The following is a 20,139-nucleotide window of genomic DNA, read 5'->3' on the forward strand; positions in this document are numbered from 1 at the left end:
GGCTGGACAGCGGTTTTCTGCCCAGCCTTCTCATGGATCAACTGGGGACAAGCGGAGTATCCGGATCAATCACGTCAGGGTTATCGGTCACGTCATCCGGGTGATCAATGATCCCATCAGGCCCTACTGGCTCATCGGGCCAGGGCGACTCCTGGCCACCGCCTGGGTTGATCGGGCTTGGATCCATCGCGTGAATGGACGCCAGCAGTTCATCACTCATAATGCACCTCGCGTTCTTATCTGTTAATGAATATTACTCTGTTGGATAGCCGTTCACGGCAAATGTTCGAGCCAGACGCCTGTCACAAAAAATTCATTAATTTATCAAGCCGATAGAATATTTATCGCATTAAGTTTTTTGCTATTTCAACGACACAGTGACGAGTACCTCCCTCTCTCGAGACACTGTGATGCTTAACCGTTCCCTGCGTGCTCAAGTTCTTGCCTTGCTCTGCGGCAGTCTCTTGCTGCTCATGGCTATTTCAATCGTTTCCTTCAAATTTCTTTCCGGGAGCGTTCAACGCTATCAAGGCCTTCTGTCCAATGAGATTCGTAGTGTTTTGCTGATCGACGAAGCCAACCTGAACTTTAAAACCCAAGTTCAGGAATGGAAAAACGCCCTCTTGCGTGGCAAGGATGACGCCAAGCGCGAAAAACACTGGAATGCCTTCCAGGCAGAAGAGCAAAAGGTTCAAGCATTCCTGTCTGACCTGAGCAAGCAACCGTGGTCAGACAGCTCTATCGCACAAGCCATTCAAAGCCTGCAGACCGAGCACAAGACGCTGGGTACAGCCTATCGCACAGGTTTCGAGCGCTTCAGGGCTGCCGGTTTTGACCCGGAGGCAGGCGACAAGGCTGTTGAAGGTATCGACCGTAGCGCCACCGCCCAGATGGCCGATCTTGTCACCAAACTGCACAAGCACAGTGACGAATTGTCTGCCCAAATTAGCGCGCAGGCTGACACCACCTTCCTGACAGGCCTGATCGCCTTGATTGGGGGCGGTATCGCCATCCTCGTTATCAGTCTGTGGCTGGTCAATCGCCGCCTGGTCGTACCGATCAGTGAGCTCATCGGCCATATCAATCAGCTCAGTCATGGCAACTTCAGCGTAAATATCCAATCCAGCCGCCAGGATGAACTCGGTCGACTGGCGGGAGCCGCCAGCATTCTGCGTAACTTCCTGTCCGATACATTCACGCGCCTCAAGCAGAGCACCCAGGACCTGGACTCTGCCAACCGTGACCTGAACGCCATTGCCAACCAGATGGCTCAGGGCAGCAACGAGCAGTTCTCCCGTACCGATCAGGTGGCGACCGCCATGCATGAAATGTCGGCTACTGCCCAAGAAGTCGCACGTCACGCAAGCGAAGCCTCCCTTGCCGCTACCGAGACCGATCAGGCTGTTCAGCGCGGAAGCGTCGTCATGCAGGGCACCATCAAGACTATTGTCGACATGAGCGACGAGATTGCCGGTACGGCCTCTGTCATCAATCAGCTCGAAGAAGACAGCGTGCGTATCGGCAAGGTAATGGAAGTCATCCACGGCATTGCTGAACAGACCAACCTTCTGGCGCTTAACGCGGCCATCGAAGCCGCCCGCGCCGGTGAGGCCGGTCGCGGATTTGCGGTTGTGGCCGATGAGGTCCGTAACCTGGCGCGTCGCACAGCCGACTCGACCAACGAGATCAACCAGATCATTGCCAACGTTCAGACCGGCACTGCCAATGCGGCCAAGGCCATTCAGAATGGTCAGAGCATCAGTGAGCGCAGCGTCACGCAGGTGAAGGAAGCTGGCGCGATTCTGGACACCATCTCGGTCTCGGTCGACTCGATGCGCGCCAAGAACATCCAGATTGCGGCAGCAGCGGAGGAACAGACATCCGTCAGTGAAGACATTGCTCGTAACCTGACTGAAATTACGGCTATTGCCAGCGCCAACCAGGCCCAGGTTGAAAAGACACAAGACGCTGCGGTGCACTTGCAAAACCTGTCCCAGGGACTGGCCGAGCTGACCAAGCGCTTGGGCGCAGCCTGATTGACCTACAGCCATCCGCCCCCTGCAGGCGGATGGCTGGTTTCAGGTAAAAAACAAACGTGCCATTCGTCCCTACCGCGAACGGCTTTCCCGTGGACTACTCTAAATTGTCTTTAGCGGGAGCCCTGGCATGAAAAATCTCCGGCATACCGACAGCGCACACGTTACGCCTAGCAAAACCACGCCTTCATCCTCCCGCCCCGGCCCGCTTGTGTGGGGCTCCCTGGCCGTCGCGGCATCAGCCATGCTGGTCCGCCATTACAGCCGTCAGGCGGAAAAGCAGCACCCACCGGCAGGCACGTTTATCGAGGTGGATGGTATCCGGCTCCATTACGTCGAATATGGCGAGGGACAGCCCCTTGTGCTTCTGCATGGCAACACGACCATGGGTACTGACTTCGAGTTGAGCGAACTGGTTGAACACGCAGCCCGCACCTATCGGGTCATCATCTTTGACCGCCCAGGGTATGGCTACAGCGAGCGCCCGTCGTCTATTGTCTGGGGTCCGCTCGAACAGGCCCACTTGTTCAATCGAGCCTTTGCCGCAATGGGTATCGACCGCCCTATCGTTCTCGGCCATTCCTGGGGCGCATTGGTGGCCATGGCGCTGGGGCTCGACCTCCCGCAGTCTGTCCGAGGCCTTGTGCTGCTGTCCGGCTATTATTACCCGACCGTTCGCCCTGATATTCCCATGGCGGCTTTGCCGGCCATCCCCGGCGTGGGTGACCTCATGTGCCACTCTGTTTCACCGCTGCTGTATCGCAGCATATGGCCACTCATGATGAAGCGGATGTTTGCACCCGCCAAAGTGCCCGCCCGCTTCAAGCGATTTCCGGCCTGGATGGCCTTTCGTCCTGTGCAGCTTCATGCCAGCGCAGCCGAAATAGCCCTGATCATTCCCGCAACGCTACAACTCAAGGAGCGTTACAAGACGCTGACAGTACCTTCCATCATCATGGCGGGACGCGAGGATCGGCTGGTTCATACCCATGTGCACTCGGGCAGGCTGCATACCGAGTTGCCGGAGATGGATTTCCGTGTCATCGAGGGCGCCGGGCATATGCTGCATCATCTGGCACCGCAGGCAGTACTCGACGCTATTCATACCTTGGCCGAACAGACACCGTCGGGTTGAACCTGTCTGGACAGTATTCATGAACAGGCGCCGGGCTCAGGTAATATAGGCGCCTTTTCCTGTAACGCGACGCTCAATGAACTCGATACCAGCCCGCATCATCTTCTCCAGCGCCCTGCTGCTCCTGGCTTATACCGCCTTGAGCCATACCCGCCTGGGCACGCTGCTCATCCCTATTCGTGACGCACAAACGCCCGACAATCAGGTGGTGCTGACCGTTGCTGTTGCGACCTTCGTATTGGTAGTCATGCAGATTGCCGCCTGCGTTCCCCTGGGCTTTCTGAGGGATCGCTTCTGGGCCAGCGCAATGGCGTGTGTCCTGCGAATGCCGTCGTGGCTATTTACTTCTATCAGTGCGGTCATGTGCCTGAGCGAAGCGCTGGCTAATCCTGCTTATTGGGCACCCTGCCTTGCGTACGCCGCCGCAGCGGCCGTGATCCTGTGGCAGGACTACCGGCTGCTCAAAAGCGCCCGTGTCAGCCCTCGCGCCTGAAACCGTCGGGTCCTACCTGCTAGCTATGCTTTTAACGTCAGTCTGAGCGGATGATCACGCAACGTAAGGCTTCACTGATCTTTTGAAACAACTCCGCCTCGCAGGCAGTTGTCAGAACGGGGCACTCTCGCGTTCCATCCCTCGGACAGACCTACACGTGAAGTGTCAGAGATAAACAAGTCATAGGGGATCTCAGACGCAATGACCGCTACCGAAACCCGCCGCGCCCTTCTGCTGATCAATAAACGCGCCCGCCGTGGGAGTGAATCCTACACGCCTATCGTTGAAAAGCTCAGCCAGGGCGGAATAACCGTAGTCGAACCTACCGGAGGGGAAAACCTTTCCATCAGCGAGAAGATCAGACAGGCCAAGGGATGCGACCTGATCATTGTCGGCGGCGGCGACGGCACGTTGAACGCCGCAGCTCCCGCCCTGATTGAGGCTGGCCTGCCCGTCGGCCTCCTGCCGCTCGGCACTGCCAATGACCTAGCCAAGACACTGAATATTCCTCAGGACCCGCTCGAGGCCGTCGACATCATTGTGCGGGGGCAGCTGCGAGCCATCGATGTAGGTGTCGTCAACGATCATGTCTTTCTCAACGTCGCCAGCATTGGCTTCAGTGCCGATCTGGCTGATCAGCTGACCGCGGATATCAAGAAGAAATGGGGCAGTCTCGGCTATGGCCTGACCGCCTTTCGGCTACTGCGCCGCTTTCGCCGTTTCACCCTGTATATCGAACATGACGGACAGGTGGAAAAGGTCCGAACGGTCCAGGCATCCGTGGGCAATGGCCGTCACTATGGCGGTGGCATGACGGTGGAAGAGTCCGCAACCGCCGACGATGGACGCCTGGATTTCTATAGCCTTGAGGTCAGGCATTGGTGGGAACTGATCGCATTGCTGCCCAGCCTGCGCAAGGGCACCCATGGCAAGGCAGATAAGGTCAGGGCGTTTCAGACAACCGCTATCCGGCTGAATACCCACAAACCCATGCCCATCAATACTGATGGTGAGCTGACCACCTACACGCCCGCTCTTTTTTCTATCAAACCCAAAGCGCTCAGGATTTATCGTCCATAGAGCGCACCTATCGAACCATGGGTGAAAGAATCGGAAACACTCGCACCTGCCTTATTCAGCTTCAGTTAAGCCCAACCCCCGTAGGCTATACGCCCAGAATTTTGAACCTGACCTAACATGCAGAACGCTCTCTCCTCCAAAACGATGGCAACGGCCTTGGCCTGCTTGCTAGTGGCAGCCGCGATAACCGCAGGTGCCCACCAGCGCCTGTTTGAGCAGGTCTGGTTCCGTCTGGAACAGCGCTTCAGCTCCAAGGAGGCCCAAGGGCAAGCCCTGTGGTTGCCTGACTACCATGTCACAATCGATGCCAAGCCGCTGGGTAATGACGAAGACATGTCAGCGCTGACCTTCGACGCCAGCCGCCAGACGCTTTTTACAGTAACCAACAAAGACTCGCACCTTATCGAGCTTTCGCTCTCCGGTGATGTGCTGCGTCGTATTCCGCTGCGGGGTTTCGGTGATCCGGAAGCGATCGAATACATTCGTCCCGGCGTCCTCCTGATTACAGAGGAACGTAACCATCGTCTGATCGAAGTGCATGTCAATGATCAGACCCAGGTGATCGATATTGCCGACCCAGCTAATGCCAAACAGTTTTCGCTCAGCGCAGCGGATAACAGCAACAAAGGCTTCGAGGGCCTGGCCTACGACCCCAAGGAGCAGCGCCTTTTTGTTGCCAAGGAAAAGGACCCGGTCCGCATCTTCGAGATCAACGGCTTTTTGACCGCCTCGCCCGACCAGCCGATCGACATCGACGTGCATGTCAACGCACAGCGCGACCGGGATTTGTTTGTGACCGACCTGTCCAGCCTTCACTATGATACGAGTACAGGCCATCTGCTGGCCTTGTCTGATGAATCCAAGATGATCGTGGAAATGAACGCCAACGGTAAGCCGGTCAGCTCCTTCAGCTTGAGGGGTGGTAATCAGGGGCTTGCCAAGGATGTTCCCCAGGCTGAGGGCATGACAATGGATGATCAGGGCAACCTGTATGTGATCAGTGAGCCTAACCTGTTCTACGCCTTCAAGAAGAAGTCATAGACCTTGTCGAGCTCTTTATCCGCAAGGCTCTGGTGAGCCTTGCGCTGCCGGGTTACGCTGTATGGCGTTTCCATCCTGCCCGTGCCCTGAATGAAAGTTACCCTCGTTACGTATCTGGTTCGCTACCCGTCTGCAAGCCTGTTACTTATCCAGTTACTGGGCATCGTGCTCTATCCCTTCATGGAGAACATGCCGGGTGGGCGAGCCGTCTTTGGCGCGTTTGGCGTCATCGTGCTGGTCGCTGCCCTGCGTATGGTTCGCCGCAGTCCAATGCTCCACTCGATTGCCTTCATTCTGGCCGCGCTCATCCTGTGCTTGGCTATCGTCAGCGAGATCTGGCCCAACCAGGCCGTCACGGTTGCCTCAGCCCTGCTGGAGGGTGCCTTTTACTTTTACGCAGCCGCCAGCCTGATTGCCTACATGATGGAAGATCAGCGCGCATCGACCGATGAACTGTTTGCCGTAGGCGCAACCTTTACTCTGCTGGCGTGGGCGTTTGCCTATACCTTTACCGTCTGCCAGCTGCTCCTGCCGGGCAGCTTTACCGCCATGCAGAACCCTGAGGCACCACGGACCTGGATGGAACTGCTGTTCCTGAGCTTTACCACGCTTTCCGGCGTAGGGCTGGGTGATGTTCTGCCTATTTCACCGCTTGCCCGCGGGCTGGTAATGCTCGAGGAGTTTGCAGGCGTCATGTACATCACATTGGTAGTGGCTCGCCTGATCAGCCTGACAGTCATCAAACGCTAGAACTAACCGGTCGGTCCTTGTAAACGACAGTCCGGCTTTTAGCACCTGACACACCGATAGCCCATCGATATCATCCCGCCTACATACCTGTTACCCAGACAGGCCGACGGTTGGGCAGCCGGCGTGATAGACAGTCTCTCAAGTGCTGGATAGACTGGGTCATTCACCAATCCCCTTCCTTTCCAACGTCATCCATTCGTGACCTGATCGTGAGCGAAGCTGTGCCTGTGTGCTGCTACTCATGCAAGGCATTGGCCCCTACCGCCAGGTACCTGGCGTACCGCACCCTTCTTTTTATACCGGCATGACTACCATCGAAAACGAACATCTGCGTCTGCGTATCGCCGAACTCGAAGCCGAAAATACGGCGCTCAAGGCCGTTGCCGAAACGACTCACCAACAGAACCAGCGCCATCAGGATATTCTGAACAGTGCTGTCGATTTTGCGATCATCACAACCGACCAGTGCGGTCGCATTACTCACTGGAACTCTGGTGCAGAGCAGGTCTTTGGCTGGACAGCCGAAAGTATACTAGGGACCTCTATCAATCGCCTCTTCACCGTAGAGGACCAACTCCAGCAGCGCGCCGAATGCGAGATGCAACGCGCCCTGGAAAAAGGTCGCGCCAGTGATGAGCGTTGGCACCAGAAAAAGGACGGCGCCCTGTTCTGGGCTAATGGCGAGATGATGCCGCTCCGGACAGCTGATGGAACCCACCTGGGTTTTCTGAAGATCCTGCGCGATCAGACCCGGCAGCAAAAAGTGATTGAAGCTCAGCAGGCCGACGCCGAGTTCCTGCGCAGCGTGTTGGCCTCCTCTGACGACTGCATCAAGGTGCTCGACCTTGACGGCAAACTGCTTTACATGAGCCCAAACGGCCAGGACGCTATGGAAGTCAGCGACTTCAATGCCATTGCGGGTTGCCCCTGGCCGACCTTCTGGCAAGACAAGGGGAGCCAGGAAGCCAAAGAGGCCATGACGCTGGCCCGCGCGGGTCAGGTTGGCCGGTTTATCGGGCAGGCCAATACCCTGGCAGGAACCCCTAAGTGGTGGGATGTACAGGTCACGCCTATCCTCGGCTCTCATGGGAGGCCTGAAAAGCTGCTCTCCATTTCGCGGGACATTACTGCGAATCACTCTATCGAGAATGCGCTACGCATCTCTCGCCAGATGAACAGCCTGATTCTCAACTCGAGTCAGGATTGCATCGTGATCATGGATCTCGAAGGACATACTCAGTTTGTGAGCCCCGGCGGTATAGAGTCCATGGAGATTACGGACCTCTCTTCCGTACTGGGCAAGCCGTGGCTCCGGGTATGGAAAGGCGCGGATCTGGAGGCGGCACGCAACGCCATCGCAAGTGCTCGTGCCGGAGGGACAGGACGTTTCCAGGGCTACTGCCCTACCCACACAGGCAAACCCAAGTGGTGGGATATTGCCATTTCCTGCATACCAGGCGCAGACGGCACGCCTGAAAAACTGCTCTCCATTGGCCGCGACATCACCGAACGCACCCGTGCTGAGCTGGCGTTGAAGGAAAGCGAAACCCGCCTGGCTTCCATTTTCGACGAAGCCTCGGTAGGCCTGTCCGAGATCAGCCTCGACGGCCGCTTTCTACGGGTCAATGACGAGCTCTGCCGCCTGTTGGGTCGCTCTCGCACAGAGATACTAAGCACAACCGCAAAGACCGTTACCCTGGCTGAAGACCAGCCCAGGACGCTCGAGGCGCTTCAACATGTCCTGGCCACCCGACAGCCGACTCGCCTCGACAAGCGCTACCTCCGACCCGATGGCACTATCGTCTGGGCCAATAGCAATCTGACCTGTCTGAACGATGATGAAGGCAATCCCCGCTCTATTATTGCCGTAACCATTGATTTCTCGGCTCGCAAGGCAGCTGAAGACCGGCTCAAGGCCAGCAAGAGCCAGTTGAGGGAGCTGAACGAGACCCTTGAGCAACGTGTCGAGGAACGTACCCGCGAGCGCGATCAAATCTGGCGCACCACGCCAGATCTGGTCTGCACCGCCAGTCCGGAAGGCTACTTTCTCAACCTCAACCCTGCCTGGAGCGAAACCCTGGGCTGGTCGGAGCAAGAGCTGAAAGCACGCCCCTACAAGGATTTTCTCCACCCAGACGACCTGGAACATACCGTGCAAACCAAGCGGCTACTCGCCAACGGCCAGGTCTTGTCAAACTTCGAGAACCGCTACCGGCACAAGGATGGCAGCTATCGCTGGTTATCCTGGAACTCCCAGCGTCGTGATGGACTGTTCCACAGCATTGCACGCGATATCACTACGATAAAGGCGCAGGCCGAAGTCCTGCATCAGACGGAAGAACGGTTGCGCCATAGCCAGAAAATGGAAGCTGTGGGCCAGCTCACCGGCGGTCTGGCCCATGACTTCAACAACCTGCTCACCGGAATTTCCGGTAGCCTGGACCTGCTCAAGACGCGCCTGACCCAGGGGCGCCTGAGCGATGTAAACAAATACATCACCGCCGCTCAGGACTCTGCCAATCGAGCCGCGGCCCTGACCCACCGATTGCTGGCCTTTTCCCGTCGCCAAACGCTCGACCCCAAACCGACCCAGGCCAACCAGCTGATCGAAGGCATGCGTGAGTTGATCACACGTACCGTAGGACCAGCCGTGTGTATCACGACCGATCTCAGTGAAACACTCTGGCCCACGCTCTGTGACCCCCATCAGCTTGAAAACGCCCTGCTGAATCTGTGCATTAATGCGAGAGATGCCATGCCGGATGGTGGCCGATTGCTCATTCGAACCGAAAATCGCTACCTGGATGAGACCAGCGCCCATGAGCGCGACATGAATCCGGGTCAGTACATCGTGACGGAAGTATCCGACACGGGCACAGGCATGTCGCCGGAAATCATAGAGCGTATCTTCGACCCGTTCTTTACAACCAAGCCTATCGGCAGGGGTACCGGGCTGGGTCTTTCCATGATTTACGGATTTGCCAAGCAGTCCGGCGGTCAGGTACGTGTCCTCTCGGAGCCGGGCAAGGGCACCACCATGAAAATCTACCTGCCCCGCTATGCAGGCTCGGTCGAGGCCGGTGCGGAGCAGGTTAGATCAGGGGAGGCACCGCGCACGGAAAAGGGTGAAACCGTACTTATCGTTGATGATGAGCCCACCGTACGCATGCTGATCAAAGAGGTACTCGAGGAGCTGGGCTATAGGGCAATCGAAGCGGCTGACGGCGCGTCAGGGCTTGACATACTCTCCTCTTCCACCCATATCGATCTGCTGATTTCGGACGTAGGACTGCCAGGGAGCATGAACGGCCGCCAGATGGCCGATGCCGCCCGCCATCAACGCCCGGATCTGAAGGTTCTGTTTATTACCGGCTATGCGGAAAATGCGGTAGTAGGCAATGGCAACCTGGAGGACGGGATGTATCTCATGACCAAGCCTTTTTCCATGGAGTTGCTGGCAACCCGTCTGGACACTATCCTCAAGAAGCGGTGAAAGGTTGCGTCCAAAGGAACAATGCTGAGCGCGACCCCAAGAAAATGAGGCGCCAATCGCTATATGCCAATGCCCGACCATTTTGCAGTTGGATAGGGCGTTCTGTCACTTGTCAGGATTACGCTACGGCCTCAACCTGAACGAGTCGGGACCTTATCGCAATCGGTGTGTCCAACACGAGTGACTACGGATCATTTACGAGCGTGCCCTTACACGTCGTAACCTCCGTTCTATATCCTTAGCGTGGCAAGCCCAAGTCATAGACTTGAGCTTGAACAGGTACCGGAACCTTGCAGCAAAAGAAAGAAACGCTCTTTGATCGCCTGCAACAGTGGGTATTACGCCATGAATGGCCTACCCCCCTGCGCTATGCTGTTGCCGGGGCGGCTGTCATTGTCAGTGCAGGCGTTCGTCTGGCCCTGCCTGTCCTGGGCCTGCCATACCTGCTATTCATTCCGCTTCTAATGATTATCGGCTTCACGCTGGGCCTGGGGCCTGGTCTGTTCGCCACCGTTGTTGCTGCCCTTGCAGCGGCCTACCTGTTTGTCTCTACCCCCTTCACGTTCGATCTTGATCTGCTCCAGTGGGCAGCCAACGCCCTGTTCATCCTCGTCAACTTCGGCATCGTGGCAGTGTGCGCTGCACTCAGAAAGAACCTGATTCGCCTGAACGACCTGATGGACACACTGGAGCGTCGCGTAGAGGAACGTACCCGTGAGCGCGACCAGATCTGGCAAACAACCCCTGACCTGGTGTGTACAACTAACGCTGCAGGCTATTTTGTAAGCCTTAACCCGGCCTGGACCAAAACGCTTGGCTGGTCGGATCAGGAGATGCATTCCAAGCCCTTCAGTGAATTTGTCCACCCGGACGATGTAGAGCGCACCGCCCAGGCACTGCACATGCTGCAACGGGGCGACACGGTCTTTCGCTTTGAGAACCGCTACCGGCACAAGAATGGCACCTATCACTGGTTGTCCTGGAATGCCGTGGCTCGAGGGGATCAGATTTATGCCACCGTGCGCGATATTTCATCCGAAAAAGAGCAAAGCGAAGCACTCAACCGCGCCGAAGAATTATTGCGACACAGCCAGAAAATGGAGGCGGTGGGCCAGCTTACTGGCGGTATCGCTCATGACTTCAATAACTTGCTGACAGGCATCTCCGGCAGCCTCGAGATGATCCAGATGCGTGTGGCCCAGGGTCGCGCTACGGATATCGATCGGTATATTACCGCCGCCCAGACGGCCGCCAACCGCGCGGCCTCCCTGACCCACCGGCTGCTGGCCTTCTCCCGTCGCCAGACGCTCGATCCCAAACCGACCCAGGCCAACACACTGATCGAAAGCATGCAGGACCTGATCGACAGGACGGTAGGCCCGGAGATTACGGTAACCACTAGCCTTTCCTCTGATCTCTGGTCAACGCTGTGCGATCCGAACCAACTGGAAAGTGCCCTGCTCAATCTATGTATCAATGCACGGGATGCCATGCCGGACGGCGGCCAGCTGACAATCCGTACCGCCAATATCTGGGTCGATGAGCGTGATGCCCATGAACAGGACATGCTCTCTGGGCAATACGTTGCCATAGCAGTCATGGACACTGGCATTGGCATGACCCCAGAAATCGTAGCGCGGGCATTCGACCCGTTCTTTACGACCAAGCCCATCGGCATGGGGACCGGCTTGGGCCTGTCCATGATTTACGGATTTGCCAAGCAGTCAGGCGGGCAAGCACGCATCTATTCCGAAGCTGGTAAAGGCACCACGGTCTGGATCTATCTGCCGCGCCATCTGGAAGAGAGCAAACCAGAGCCTCAGCAGACTGAACTGATGCGCGCCCCACGTGCCAGCACCGGCGAGACCGTTCTGGTTGTTGACGACGAACCGATGGTGCGCCTGCTCATCACTGAAGTGCTCGAAGAGTTGGGCTATGCCGCCATCGAAGCGGCCGATGGTGCTTCGGGGCTGAAGATACTGCTCTCCGATACGCACCTGGACCTGCTGATTTCGGACGTGGGCCTGCCCGGCGGCATGAACGGGCGGCAGATGGCCGATGCGGCCCGCCAGGCACGCCCTGATCTCAAGATACTGTTCATCACCGGCTATGCGGAAAATGCAGCCGTGGGAAATGGCAACCTTGAGGCAGGCATGCACGTCATGACCAAACCATTCCCAATGGAATTGCTGGCCAGCCGGATCAAGGAAATTATTCTGGAAGACTGATTGTGGCTTGCGCACTGCCAGCGGAGGCGCTAATGTTTCTTAATCATTTGCCAGCTGTTGGCTGACGCTACCATGAATCATCTGCATACAGGCCAGTTCTCCTCCTCGTCCGCACCGGACGTGGCATGCCTGCATGCGCGTTTCTCCCTCGCACCACCTGTCGTATCCCCTCCGGTTGTCGTGGCAGTAGTCGCTGCCTGATGACGCTCGGCTGATTACAGCCGTTTTCTTTCTCCAGTCTTGATCGGAACTGCCTACCACAGGCCGTTGGCTGGAGCCTGCTTTTCGTACTGACAGGTGAAATGACAATGTTAGGTTCATTAAGAACCCTGCTTGTGGCCAATAGCGCCACAGGGTTGTTCGTGCTGCTCTGGAGCAGCGGCGCGTTATTCGCTCACGTGGGCGTTACCCACGCTCCTGCATTCGCGTTCCTGCTGTTACGCTTCCTCATTGCGTTTACAGTGCTCTTGCTAATGGGGCTCTGGCGGCGACGCTGGTTGCCATCGCCGGGCTCTCGCAGCCGGGTAGCCCTCACCGGAGCACTGCTTATCGGCGGCTATAGCATTTGTTATCTGTTGGCTCTGGATAAAGGCGTTACGCCGGGAGTCCTGGCTACCCTTCTGGGTGTACAACCCATTCTTACCCTGGTGTTGGTTGAAAGACGATTATCACCCCGTCGGCTGGCGGGCCTGCTGTTGGCCCTGGGTGGACTGTCTCTGCTCGTCTACCGCAGCCTGGCGATGGCGCATCTGTCCTTGAGTGGAATTCTGTATGCGCTGGCAGCGCTCTTGTGCATGTCGATTGGTGCCATTCTGCAGAAAGGCCTGAGTCAGCCCCCAGCGGACGTCTTGCCGTTGCAGGTCGGTATCAGCCTGGTACTCTGCCTGCTTTTCGTCCCCTTCCAGCCCATCAGGTTTGAGTTGTCCTCGGAGCTTGTGACATCCGTTCTCTGGATGGCCGTCGTCATCTCCGTTCTTGCACAGCTCCTGTTTTATCGACTCGTACAAGCCGGCAATCTGGTAAACGTAACCAGTCTGTTTTATCTGGTGCCACTTGTGACAACGCTGTTGGATTACCTGATTCTTGGTCACCGGGTCGACGCACAAGGTGGTATGGGAATGATGGCCATCCTTATAGGGCTGGTATTGGTATTCCGTCAAAATAAACCTACCAATAATTGACGCAGCCGTGCCAGAAGGACGGTTTCTACCGCCCTTCTGGCACGGGCTTATTTATTGAGGTTTCGTAATAAACAGGTCTGATACGTGTTTTCCATCTCTCTTTATAGGCTATGGATGCGACGCATCAGACTCAGTAACGGCAGGACGGCCTGGCATTAGTTGGGCATTGCGATCGTGACAACCAACAAGATACCGAACAAGGTGGAAAGTGTGGCAAACCAAGCCGTAGAGCTGGGTCTTTTACGAGGATATCCGCGGTTTGTTTTTGAAACAGCTGGATATGCAGATTCTGAGTTCATGTCTCTCAAACTGAATAATAGAGTTGCCCGTCAACGACTTCACGGGTAGATGAAGCCAAACGGCGAGCCATAGCGTTCATGCAAGGATGGCTCTACAAGCAAGCGCCACGGTTCAGGACGCCTGTCTCCTTGCACGGCGCATAGATATATCAAACTTTTCAGAGCAGAGAGAGCGAGAGATGTTTGCAAGTTTTTGCATGAAGCGAGGGTTTGAAAGAGCCGGCCCTGGCAGGCAGGACCGAAACAGGAGGGTATACAAGCGGCGCATGCTCCTTTGTTTCCCCCCCTTCTCTCACTGAGACATCTATTTCCAGACGTGTTCAGGTCAATAGCCCAACAGCCCCTGCGCAGCATCCAGACTGCTTATCTCCACGCCGGTAGACAGCGCTGCGAAGAGCACTACCATGTAGCGCGCCATTTCCAAAGCGTCCGCCTCCTCGCAATCCAAGGTAAGGTCCTCTACGTCCCACAGGGGACAACTGACGCGCATGGTTTTCTCGTGGGGGTTGTAGGACAGGTGAATCCCCAGGCGTATCTGAAGTCGACGTGACTCACCGTCGTCGATATGGGGAAGCCACTGGAAGCTCTCGCCGTTTTCATCCCTGACGATGGGTATGTCCTGCGCCCAATCGACTACCTTCCAACCTAGGGCTTCGGCCGCCAGAGTCAACTGCTGGCGTTGATCAAACGGATCGCTGTCGGTTTCTAAAGCCATACTGTTACTCCATCAGGGCAATGCTGTACTACTTAAAGCATAGCTGGCTGCTTCAAACAGGCCGAACCTGACAGATAAGCTGTCGGCTCCGCCTGCGACACAGACATCTGGCAACGTCGAATCCTCAAGCAGATCCAGCGCTCTCGTGAGCCAAAAAGACGAGCAAGTCGCCATATCCAGCCCGCACTGCCGGCAGTGCCCTGCCATGTCCGCGCCTCTCTGTACAACCGATCATCGGCCATTGATACCTGGACGAGCATAGCGCTCCAGATTTATCAAGCCGGGCCGATAGCCTCCTATCAGTCCGCGGCAGTTGGTTGCCGTGTCGTATTTGTCTCTGTCGGTTTGATGTCTTTATGAAATGGTCTTTGCGTAAAAAGATTGCTCTATCCTCCAGCACTGCGGTACTGCTGGTGGGCGCCAGCCTGACCGGTATGAACTTCTGGAACAGTCAGAAAAGCCTGGAAATCCACATTGCAGAACAGGTCAGCAATGCCAGCAGGACGTTCAGCGCCAACGTGCGTTACTGGCTGCAAAGCAAGGAGGTGGTGCTCCAGGCTGTGAAGGCCACTGACGACCCGTCTGCCATGCTGTCGATTCTTAATCAGGCCAAGATTTCCGGCGGTTTCGACAACGTCTTTTTTGCTCGGGCCGATGGCAGCCAGGTGAACGCCAACGGTGTAACCCTGCCGCCAGACAATAATGACCCTCGCAAATGGAAGTGGTACCAGCAGGCGCTGGTCGCGCCAAACAAGGTCTACATCTCGACGCCGACTATTGCGGCGGCTACTGGCAGCCACGTGCTGTCCTTAGGCCGCTCCCTGCAGCAGAGCGGAAACACGCTTGGGGTGGTAGGCGCTGACGTCAGCATGACCGAGATCCTTGAGCAGCTGAAACAGATCAAGCTTCCTGGCAATGGCTCGGCCTTCTTTGTAGACAAGGACGGCACCATTCTGGGCCACACGGACACGGCCCTGCTCGACAAGAAGGTCAGCGACCTGATGACGGAGCTCACCCCTGCCACCCTGGCGTCATTGGCTGCCAGCAAGGGTACGCAGCACTTGCTGGACCATAACGGTGAGCGTTTGTACGCTGTCCCGATCGATCATGATGGAGAGATTCTCATCATGACGCTGGACGACGCTGTTCTGACCGCCCCGCTCTATCAGCAACTGTGGGTGAGTCTGGGCGCATTCGGCGCTATCCTGGTTCTGTCGCTGATCGCCATCAACATGCTGTGCGCCTGGCTGCTACGCCCGCTGGGTGTGGTCTCCCAGGGACTTCAGGTAATCGCCCATGGCAATGGCGACCTGACCAAGCGCATCCCTCAACAGAGCCAGGACGAGGTGGGCCATCTGGCCCTGCACTTCAACCAGTTCGTGGCCAGTCTGCATGAACTGGTTACGCATATTCGCCATCAGGCGGTGGAAATCGGCCAGGAATCCACGACGGTGCTAAACAACAGCACATTGTCGGTCGCTGATCTGGGGCGTCTCCAGCAGGAGCTGACACTGGTCGCAACAGCAGTCACCGAAATGGCTTCGGCTACCCAGGAAATTGCGGGTAATGCCGAACGTACGGCGCAATCGGCGCAGCAGTCTACCGAAAGCAGTCAGCAAGGTCTGGAGCTGGTTCGCAAGACCCAGACCTCCATTACAGATCTTGCCCAGGAAGTGGCGCAAACAACCCAGGTCATCACTGAACTCAGCCAGCATTCCCAGTCCATTTCCAATGTCTTGACCAGCATCCAGAGTATCGCTGAGCAGACCAACCTTCTGGCCTTGAACGCAGCGATTGAGGCGGCGCGGGCGGGCGAGCAGGGTCGCGGCTTTGCGGTGGTGGCTGACGAGGTGCGGACCCTGTCGCAACGTACCCAGGCGTCTACCCAGGAAATCCAGACGACTATCAGCAATCTGTTGCGTGTAACACAGGATGCAGTCAGCCGGATGGACAACAGCCGTCATCTCGCTGAACGCAGCGTGGCGGATGCCGATCAGGCGTACGTGGCGCTGGAGCAGATCACCCAGTCGGCCTCGCTGATCTCGGACATGTCGATGCAGATTGCAGCGGCAGCTGAGGAGCAGACCTCCGTGACGGAAGAAATTACCCGTAACGTGGTAACCATTAAATCCTTGGGTGATACCCTGGCTGAAAGCTCGGTGCAGGCGGAGCATCAATCCCGCTCACTGCAAAGCCACGCCGGTGATTTGAACGAACGCGTCTCCCGCTTCATTCTGTAACCCTGCCTTGCTGTCCACTCCCTTACCCAGGGAGTGGACCCTCTTCTCAACCCATCCGTCTAACACGGTCGTGAATGACCTTCAGGGCTTCCCGAAAGACCCAGTGCCACTGGGACGATGCGGCTCGACCAAGCGGGTACCAGAAAAAGCGAAACTCCAATCCGCCTCCATCTGTGGTGCGATGGACCCAGCCCTCAGGTAACTCGTACGCGCTTTCGCACAGGTGCATCGACCATACCTGTTCCTGATAGCCAGAGACCCATGTTCCTAGATCCACAGGCCATTCGGGCACTTGGATACCTGATTCTTCCCATAGCTCCCGCAACGCAGCCTCAGCAGGTAGTTCATCCGGCTCGATAGACCCTTTGATCAACCGAAGCCCTGCCAGAGGATGCTCGAACGCCAGTATCTGCAGTTCGCTTTTATGACGCAGTACGACCGGACATGCCTTAACCAGACTTGCTGAGGCATCGCTATTTGCCAAGGGCAGCCTTGTCATCGCACGTCGACCTGGTTCAGCTGACGCCTCAGCCGATCGTTTTCCCTCTGTAACGCTGTGATGTGATAGCGCAAATCCTTGATGACACTCAGGTGATAGCGGTGCTCAAGCTCCAGCGCTCGGTAGCGCTGCATCAGTGTGCCTGAGTCTGCCATAGCCAGGGATTGGGAAAGATCGTCTGCTGGAGACATCGGTACGCCCTCCTCTTATTTACTGTTTATTTATACAGTAGTCAGCGGAGCGCAAAATGACAACCTTTTCTGACACCAAAAGACTGGTCGTACAGGAAATTTCATTGATGTGTCATAAAAAAGGGCGGAACCCGTCCGCCCTTTTCAAGATATCGACTGTTTTTAGACGCGCTTGCGGATCAACCCTTCCTGGGCAACCGAGGCGACAAGCTGACCCGCTCGGTTGTATATGCTGCCACGGCACAATCCACGCGCCCCCCCGGCCCACGGGCTATCCATGGAATACAGCAGCCACTCGTCCACCCGTAGCGGCTGATGGAACCAGATCGCGTGATCAAGGCTGGCAACCTGCATCTCCTTGTTCCAGTAGCTGATGCCATGAGGCAACAAGGACGTCGGGAGCAGGTTGAAGTCCGAGGCATAGGCCAGCAGGTATCGATGCAGCGCAGGGTTGTCCGGCAGCTGCCCGTTGGCCCTGAACCAGACATGGCGTGCGGGCGCTGTTGGCTCTGGATCAAACGGATGGGTCACCTTGACCGGACGAATCTCGATGGGCTTAGGCGCCAGCAGCTTTTCCCGCGTAGGCTCCGGGATGAACTGGGCAAACTGTTGGATGTAGTCCAGCTCGGACGCCAGCGAGTCTGGATCGGGCACGTCCGGCATTTCGCTCTGGTGTTCAAAACCGGGTTCCAGACCCTGGAACGAGGCACTGCAAAAGAAAATCGGTTTGCCTTTCTGGATGGCCGTGACGCGACGGGTCGTAAAGCTGCCGCCATCCCGGACGCGATCCACCTCATACACCACCGGAATCGTCACGTCGCCAGGCCGCAAGAAGTAGCCATGCAGCGAGTGCACCTGACGCGACGCATCTACCGTTTGGCTCGCCGCTGACAGGGCCTGACCGAGCACATGCCCACCGAATAATTGTGGAAAGCCCAGGTCCTGACTACGACCGCGGTAGAGGTTTTCCTCGATGGACTCAAGGCTTAACAAGGCAACAAGATCATCCAGCACTGTGCTCATCACGTTTTCCGTGGTCGTTTTGATAATGGCCAAATCATACGCAAGTCAGTCGTGAAGCCGTAGCCCCATGATGAGGAAACGGCAGCGGTAGGACGTCCCTTCAGGACTCCGCCACCCATCAGGCAAAGTCGTTCTCAGGCGCGGGATAAGCGGGCAGCGAGGTCAGGCGCATGTCCACGGTCGCGCGTCCCATGGTGAAGTGATAAAGGCTTTGCCAGGTTGTATCCGCAAGCCCTATCAAGTCATGCACCAGCGGGTCGAAATAGCAACCGATACCGGTGCCTGAAAGCCCTGCCGCTTCTGCCTCCAGGTAAAGCACCTGTCCAATCTGTCCGGTCTCCCAGAATAGCTGCGGATAGCACCAGGCCCCCTGGGCAAGGGCATCATCGAAACGAGCCATCATTGCGATACTGATACAACCGTCAGACGCAATGTCCTGGCCGCAGGAAAGCAAGCCAGCCAGCTCACTGGCATCCCCTTTGAGCAACCGGAACAACCTGAGCCCCTCTGCCTCCTCTACCCGCTCCCAGAGTAAGTCCGCTCGGGCGGTGATATTGAGCTCTCCCTCACTGCGCGCCAGCCAGTACAACCCCGGTTCCAGTCCCACAACGCGATTTACAAAGATCAGAAGATTGACCTGAGCAGGCTTGCCCAACGTCAGGAAAGGCACCGGTGCCTGCTCCGGCAATGTACGCCTTAGCCAGGCAAAGAAAAGATCAGACAGAATGCCCGTCCGACCATCCATGGACTGCGCGCTACGCCGTTGATGCAGCAATGGCCGCAGCAGTAGCTGGTCGTTTTCCTGGGTAACTACGCCCCGGGAAATGGGCATGTCATAGGGCAAGCGCTTGGGCGCACGGCATGCGGCAGCGATCCGCCCAACCTCGGGCCACTCTACGTACTCTCGCGAAAGTCGATTAGGCGTGCCGGCGAGCTGCAACTGACTCAGCAGCTTGAACAGACTATCGGGCAAGGAAGGCTCGGCCGATTGCGGCGGACCGATCCAGAGCAGCGCCTCCATTTGCTCCTGCTCACCAAAGCCGTCTCGATCAACTCCAAACGCCGCATCGAGCGTTTCATCCGCCACGTCGTGAATCAGTCGTGTTTCCCAACCTTGCGCGGCGGCAGCAATGGCAATGGCGGCCAAGGCGTGGCCTATATCATGCTGACAGTAGCGCCAGGCTCGCTCGCCATATTTCCAGGCCTCACGCCAATAGATACTGGACAGTGCGACCAAAAAGCTCCCCGGCGGCAAGGCGCCAATGATGTCTTCATCCAGCACTTCGGGGAGCTCGGCGCGTACTTCCAGGGCATGCAGATCGGCCGTGTAATGTGTCATCAAGGCACGATCGTTCAGTACACCCGGTGGCAGCAAGGCATAGGCTTCGGTGGGATGCAGATTGCCGGAGGAGGGATTCACTCGCAGCGCCCAGCGGCTGCTGCCCGACTCTTTCCAGGCAGAAATGGCCAAACTGTCATAAAACAGCCGAGAGATATTGGCAGGATCCAACGGGGCCGGCTCGCCTACAGGACCTGCAAAAACCTCATCGTACAGAGGCGAATCCTCCAGCATGCGGCGCAGTAACGGAATGACTTCGCATCCCCGATAACGGCGGAATGGCGCAGGTTGGTTAGCCCAATCGAGCGCATCGGGTCCGCGGGCATAGCCCTCACGACGGTGCATGCTGAGCGAATGATAGGCTCTGACGATGTCTTCTGGGGTCATGCAGTCCTC

General features: G+C 57.0%; 16 protein-coding genes and 2 pseudogenes. 12 read left to right on the forward strand and 6 right to left on the reverse strand.

Annotated features, from left to right (window positions below):
- Positions 1-37 precede the first annotated feature (37 nt).
- Complete coding sequence (locus JQR86_RS13620) at positions 38-220, reverse strand: hypothetical protein (protein ID WP_010797496.1); 183 nt, start codon at positions 218-220, stop codon at positions 38-40.
- 670 nt (positions 221-890) lie between these two features.
- Here JQR86_RS13620 and JQR86_RS13625 point away from each other — a divergent pair.
- From JQR86_RS13625 to JQR86_RS13670, 10 genes and pseudogenes are all read left to right on the forward strand, one after another.
- Positions 891-1,100 (forward strand): annotated as a pseudogene (locus JQR86_RS13625) (methyl-accepting chemotaxis protein); the annotation flags it as partial.
- Positions 1,101-1,328: 228 nt separating this feature from the next.
- Entirely contained in the window at positions 1,329-2,036 is a 708-nt protein-coding gene (locus JQR86_RS13630; protein WP_434154917.1) for a methyl-accepting chemotaxis protein, read from the forward strand.
- Between the two features lie 130 nt (positions 2,037-2,166).
- Entirely contained in the window at positions 2,167-3,171 is a 1,005-nt protein-coding gene (locus JQR86_RS13635) for an alpha/beta fold hydrolase (protein WP_407363009.1), read from the forward strand.
- Between the two features lie 76 nt (positions 3,172-3,247).
- Complete coding sequence (locus JQR86_RS13640) at positions 3,248-3,664, forward strand: hypothetical protein (protein ID WP_434153732.1); 417 nt, start codon at positions 3,248-3,250, stop codon at positions 3,662-3,664.
- A 201-nt stretch (positions 3,665-3,865) separates the two neighbouring features.
- The gene (locus tag JQR86_RS13645; RefSeq protein WP_122043198.1) at positions 3,866-4,744 is read left to right on the forward strand and encodes a lipid kinase; all 879 of its coding nucleotides are present in this window, start codon (positions 3,866-3,868) and stop codon (positions 4,742-4,744) included.
- A 117-nt stretch (positions 4,745-4,861) separates the two neighbouring features.
- Complete coding sequence (locus JQR86_RS13650; protein WP_434153733.1) at positions 4,862-5,785, forward strand: SdiA-regulated domain-containing protein; 924 nt, start codon at positions 4,862-4,864, stop codon at positions 5,783-5,785.
- 90 nt (positions 5,786-5,875) lie between these two features.
- Entirely contained in the window at positions 5,876-6,535 is a 660-nt protein-coding gene (locus tag JQR86_RS13655; RefSeq protein ID WP_239382922.1) for an ion channel, read from the forward strand.
- 229 nt (positions 6,536-6,764) lie between these two features.
- Positions 6,765-10,028, forward strand: a complete 3,264-nt coding sequence (locus JQR86_RS13660) for a PAS domain S-box protein (protein ID WP_434153734.1) — start codon at positions 6,765-6,767, stop codon at positions 10,026-10,028.
- A gap of 290 nt (positions 10,029-10,318) precedes the next feature.
- Positions 10,319-12,256, forward strand: a complete 1,938-nt coding sequence (locus tag JQR86_RS13665; RefSeq protein WP_434153735.1) for an ATP-binding protein — start codon at positions 10,319-10,321, stop codon at positions 12,254-12,256.
- A gap of 308 nt (positions 12,257-12,564) precedes the next feature.
- The gene (locus tag JQR86_RS13670; RefSeq protein WP_434153736.1) at positions 12,565-13,437 is read left to right on the forward strand and encodes a DMT family transporter; all 873 of its coding nucleotides are present in this window, start codon (positions 12,565-12,567) and stop codon (positions 13,435-13,437) included.
- A gap of 624 nt (positions 13,438-14,061) precedes the next feature.
- Here JQR86_RS13670 and JQR86_RS13675 read toward each other — a convergent pair.
- The gene (locus tag JQR86_RS13675; protein WP_434153737.1) at positions 14,062-14,451 is read right to left on the reverse strand and encodes a hypothetical protein; all 390 of its coding nucleotides are present in this window, start codon (positions 14,449-14,451) and stop codon (positions 14,062-14,064) included.
- Between the two features lie 434 nt (positions 14,452-14,885).
- Between JQR86_RS13675 and JQR86_RS13680 the strand changes: the two are divergent.
- Both JQR86_RS13680 and JQR86_RS13685 read left to right on the forward strand, forming a co-directional pair.
- Positions 14,886-15,788: pseudogene (locus JQR86_RS13680) on the forward strand (cache domain-containing protein); the annotation flags it as partial.
- Positions 15,789-15,986: 198 nt separating this feature from the next.
- Positions 15,987-16,691 (forward strand): methyl-accepting chemotaxis protein, encoded by a 705-nt coding sequence (locus JQR86_RS13685; RefSeq protein WP_434154918.1) that lies wholly within the window; start codon positions 15,987-15,989, stop codon positions 16,689-16,691.
- A 46-nt stretch (positions 16,692-16,737) separates the two neighbouring features.
- Here JQR86_RS13685 and JQR86_RS13690 read toward each other — a convergent pair whose 3' ends face one another.
- The 4 genes from JQR86_RS13690 to JQR86_RS13705 form a co-directional block, all read right to left on the reverse strand.
- Positions 16,738-17,190 carry an NUDIX hydrolase gene (locus JQR86_RS13690; protein ID WP_434153738.1) on the reverse strand — a complete coding sequence of 151 codons (453 nt, stop codon included), beginning with the start codon at positions 17,188-17,190 and terminating at the stop codon, positions 16,738-16,740.
- On the reverse strand, positions 17,187-17,381 hold the full coding sequence (locus JQR86_RS13695) for a hypothetical protein (RefSeq protein ID WP_010797482.1): 195 nt from the start codon (positions 17,379-17,381) through the stop codon (positions 17,187-17,189). Before JQR86_RS13695 ends, JQR86_RS13690 begins: the two co-directional genes overlap by 4 nt.
- Before the next feature lie 162 nt (positions 17,382-17,543).
- Positions 17,544-18,404: an acyl-CoA thioesterase II gene (gene tesB, locus JQR86_RS13700; RefSeq protein WP_074827763.1), complete on the reverse strand. Its 861-nt coding sequence runs from the start codon at positions 18,402-18,404 to the stop codon at positions 17,544-17,546.
- A 118-nt stretch (positions 18,405-18,522) separates the two neighbouring features.
- Complete coding sequence (locus tag JQR86_RS13705) at positions 18,523-20,130, reverse strand: nitroreductase family protein (RefSeq protein WP_434153739.1); 1,608 nt, start codon at positions 20,128-20,130, stop codon at positions 18,523-18,525.
- Positions 20,131-20,139 lie beyond the last annotated feature (9 nt).

The organism is Pseudomonas sp. JZ134 (assembly GCF_051027695.1).
Lineage (GTDB): Bacteria > Pseudomonadota > Gammaproteobacteria > Pseudomonadales > Pseudomonadaceae > Chryseomonas > Chryseomonas luteola.

Excerpts from the sequence above, each read along its gene's own strand:
- JQR86_RS13620 (WP_010797496.1), bottom strand. The coding sequence starts at position 220 with ATGAGTGATGAACTGCTGGCGTCCATTCACGCGATGGATCCAAGCCCG.
- JQR86_RS13630 (WP_434154917.1), top strand. The coding sequence starts at position 1,329 with ATGTCGGCTACTGCCCAAGAAGTCGCACGTCACGCAAGCGAAGCCTCC.
- JQR86_RS13635 (WP_407363009.1), top strand. The coding sequence starts at position 2,167 with ATGAAAAATCTCCGGCATACCGACAGCGCACACGTTACGCCTAGCAAA.
- JQR86_RS13640 (WP_434153732.1), top strand. The coding sequence starts at position 3,248 with ATGAACTCGATACCAGCCCGCATCATCTTCTCCAGCGCCCTGCTGCTC.
- JQR86_RS13645 (WP_122043198.1), top strand. The coding sequence starts at position 3,866 with ATGACCGCTACCGAAACCCGCCGCGCCCTTCTGCTGATCAATAAACGC.
- JQR86_RS13650 (WP_434153733.1), top strand. The coding sequence starts at position 4,862 with ATGCAGAACGCTCTCTCCTCCAAAACGATGGCAACGGCCTTGGCCTGC.
- JQR86_RS13655 (WP_239382922.1), top strand. The coding sequence starts at position 5,876 with ATGAAAGTTACCCTCGTTACGTATCTGGTTCGCTACCCGTCTGCAAGC.
- JQR86_RS13670 (WP_434153736.1), top strand. The coding sequence starts at position 12,565 with ATGTTAGGTTCATTAAGAACCCTGCTTGTGGCCAATAGCGCCACAGGG.
- JQR86_RS13675 (WP_434153737.1), bottom strand. The coding sequence starts at position 14,451 with ATGGCTTTAGAAACCGACAGCGATCCGTTTGATCAACGCCAGCAGTTG.
- JQR86_RS13685 (WP_434154918.1), top strand. The coding sequence starts at position 15,987 with ATGGCTTCGGCTACCCAGGAAATTGCGGGTAATGCCGAACGTACGGCG.
- JQR86_RS13690 (WP_434153738.1), bottom strand. The coding sequence starts at position 17,190 with ATGACAAGGCTGCCCTTGGCAAATAGCGATGCCTCAGCAAGTCTGGTT.
- JQR86_RS13695 (WP_010797482.1), bottom strand. The coding sequence starts at position 17,381 with ATGTCTCCAGCAGACGATCTTTCCCAATCCCTGGCTATGGCAGACTCA.
- tesB (WP_074827763.1), bottom strand. The coding sequence starts at position 18,404 with ATGAGCACAGTGCTGGATGATCTTGTTGCCTTGTTAAGCCTTGAGTCC.
- JQR86_RS13705 (WP_434153739.1), bottom strand. The coding sequence starts at position 20,130 with ATGACCCCAGAAGACATCGTCAGAGCCTATCATTCGCTCAGCATGCAC.